1 protein-coding gene and 1 pseudogene are annotated in these 3,573 nt (G+C 40.2%); both read left to right on the forward strand.

Annotated features, from left to right (window positions below; genetic code table 11):
- Window positions 1-1,050: OmpA family protein (locus SOM12_RS24075; RefSeq protein WP_320495884.1), on the forward strand; the 1,050-nt coding region annotated here is incomplete at its 5' end.
- Between the two features lie 618 nt (window positions 1,051-1,668).
- A pseudogene (locus SOM12_RS24080) lies at window positions 1,669-3,573 on the forward strand (hypothetical protein); the annotation flags it as partial.

Raw genomic sequence — 3,573 nt, forward strand, 5'->3', positions numbered from 1 at the left:
TATTTTGCTTCCGATATGCCGGGATCTTTTGGAGAGTCTGATCTGTATAAAGTAACTATAAATTCAAATGGCGGGTTTGGGCCTCCGCAAAATCTCGGAAACGCGATTAATACGGAAGGAAAAGAAACGTATCCCTACTTAACTTCTGAAAACGAGATTTATTTTGCGTCTGACGGGCATCCGGGTCTCGGAGGATTGGATGTTTTTGTGGCCAATATTGACAATAGCGGAAAAGTAAGCAACATTCAGAATGTCGGGGCAGATGTCAATTCTCCAAAAGATGACTTTGCGTATATTATTGATCCTGAAACGAGAAGAGGGTTTTTCACTTCCAATAAAGATGGAGGACAGGGTTCTGATGATATCTACAGGTTCTTAGAAACCAGAAGGCTAAAATGCATCCAACAGCTATACGGAATAATATCGGATGCCGAAACAGGACTTGCGCTTCCGGGAGCAAAAGTCACTCTGTATGACGATCAGATGAACCTTAAAAACTCTGCCGCTGCAGACGGTTCCGGAATGTACACTTTTGATGTTGAATGCGGAAAAACCTATTTCGTAAGAGCAGAAAAACCTGAATTCGCTACAAAAGAAGTAACCATAACCATAGATAAAACAAGCGGCAAGACCAATCTTCCGATTGCACTTGAAAAATCAACCTGCAAGGTTACTGTGGGCGATGATTTGGGAAAATGCTTCGGAATCAAAATGATTCATTTTGATTTGGATAAATCTAACATTAGAACCGAAGCGGCGCTTGATCTGGAAAAAATACTCGTTGTCTTAAACGATAATCCAAGCATGAAGCTGGATATCCGCTCGCACACAGACAGCAGAGCTTCGCACCAGTACAACGAAGCCTTATCTGACCGAAGAGCAAAATCGACCATCCAGTGGCTCATTAAAAACGGAATAGCGCCTAACCGACTAACAGGAAAAGGCTATGGCGAAACAGAACTGGTTAATAAATGCGCAGACGGTGTTCCATGCACTGAAGCAGAACATCAGGCAAACAGACGAAGCGAATTTATTATAACGGCTTTATAACTTTTCCATCGCCAATCGTACATTCATAATAAGAGATAAAACTCCTATCATTTTTACGAAAATAAAAATGATCAATACCTCGAATGCAGACAAATGGTATTAGAAATAACTGTTTGTCAAGCATTGGCTTCAGAATCTATTTTGACTGTCTGATTCCAAGCATTTATTTTCTTAATGTTTTTTGAAAGAATTAGAAAAGTATATGCCGAAAACAGAAAAATAAATCTTGACTGTATTTAGAGTCAGGATTTTTTTTTATAAAAAAATGAAATACCCCTCAATCCAAGTTTAAAATTAAATTCCTCTTCCAATATTATCCAACTACTACATTTCCCAATCCCAATCCCATTCCTCACCTCTCATTCTCCATTTCTCAATTCATTAATAGCACATTATCTAATTATCACATTTCTAGTTCAATCATGAAAATTTCGAGGTAAGAAATTATGTCTTAAAATACAACTTTAAAAACTTCTAGTGGTAAAGCTTCAGTACAAATAAATAGATATTTGCACTGTGTTAATGACGCTTAGATTGAACTTATAAAAATACATCGCTTCTGTCTTAGATTTCATTACAACATGATAAAAAAATAGTAACCATTAATGATTAAATCATATGAAGAATAGATTACTTCCTTTACTATTTGTTTTGGGTAGTTATTCAGCCTACTCTCAGGTAGTTGTGGGTAAGAAAGATCCAACATCTATTTCAGCACAGTTAGAAGTATTTGCTAATAACCGAGGAGTATTAATTCCGCGTGTCGAATTATTAAGTTCTACGGATACTGTGACAATGGAAAAAGGAAATGTTAACAGTTTACTGGTTTTTAATACTGCGACTGCGGCAGACATTAAACCAGGTTATTACTATTGGTATATAGACAGATGGTGTAGAATTGCCATTTCTGGAGAAGCTGCTGGTATGGCAGGAGGTAATGGAGCTCCAGGTAATAAAGGAGAAGCAGGATATCCTGGTAAAGATGTAAGTATTTATACAGATAAAGATTCGGGCATCATTTATGTACAAAATGCGGATGGTACATGGACATCAATCAACGGTAAAAACGGAATCGATGGTAAAAATGGTATCGCAGGAGGAAACGGTCTGCCTGGTGATGCTGGTCTTGACGGAACAATCCAGATGTATGTTGATTATAAAACAGGAATTGTTTATGTAAGAGATCCAAAAGATAATACAAAATGGGTTCCATTAAATGGGAAAGAAGGAATTCCTGGAGTTCCTGGAAAACCAGGTGATGCAGGTTCTATTACTACACTTGATGCAATTGTAAAAGATTCTGAGGGTAATATTTATGCATATGTTGGAACCGATAATACAGTTGCTGGCCGAGATAAAGAATGGGCTGATAAGTCTTCAAACTGGGTAAAAATTAACGGTTTAAATGGTGCAACGGGAATTGCAGGAGCAACTGGAGCACCAGGAACAGCAGGATCAATTACCACGCTTGATGCTATTGTAAAAGATTCAAATGGCAATATCTATGCTTATGTGGGGACAGATAAAACGGTTGCTGGCCGAGATAAAGAATGGGCTGATAAGTCTTCAAACTGGGTAAAAATCAATGGTTTAAATGGCGCAACAGGAATTAAAGGGGATCCAGGTGACCCAGGAGTTCAAATTCCTACAGATACTTATGTTCTTGTAAATGAAAATGGTATTGTTTTTATCAAGGATCCTGCAACAGGAAAATGGATTTCTGTTAATGGTAAAAATGGAAACAATGGACAAGATGGAATGATAGGTATTAAAGGAGACCCAGGAGATCCTGGAGTTTCAATTCCAGAGGAAGCAACAATACTTGTAAATGATAAAGGCATTGTATATATCTTAAAGCCAGGGTCTAATCCAAAAGAATGGATTAAATTGACTGGAGATAAAGGAGACACGGGAGCGGACGGTAAGTCGGCGTTCGAGATCTGGAAAGAGCTTCCTGGAAACGACGGAAAAGATATGAACGAGTATGTTCAGGGCTTGAAAGGGGATACGGGAGCGGACGGTAAGTCGGCATTCGAGATCTGGAAAGAGCTTCCTGGAAACGACGGAAAAGACATGAACGAGTATGTTGCAGGCCTTAAAGGGGACACGGGAGCGGACGGTAAGTCGGCGTTCGAGATCTGGAAAGAGCTTCCTGGAAACGACGGAAAAGACATGAACGAGTATGTTGCAGGCCTTAAAGGGGACACGGGAGCGGACGGTAAGTCGGCGTTCGAGATCTGGAAAGAGCTTCCTGGAAACGACGGAAAAGACATGAACGAATATGTTCAGGGCCTTAAAGGAGACACGGGAGCGGACGGTAAGTCGGCGTTCGAGATCTGGAAAGAGCTTCCTGGAAACGACGGAAAAGACATGAACGAGTATGTTGCAGGCCTTAAAGGAGACACGGGAGCGGACGGTAAGTCGGCATTCGAGATCTGGAAAGAGCTTCCTGGAAACGACGGAAAAGACATGAATGAGTATGTTGCAGGCCTTAAAGGGGACACGGGAGCGGACGGTAAGTCG

The organism is Flavobacterium sp. CFBP9031, from assembly GCF_034044945.1.
Taxonomy (GTDB): domain Bacteria; phylum Bacteroidota; class Bacteroidia; order Flavobacteriales; family Flavobacteriaceae; genus Flavobacterium.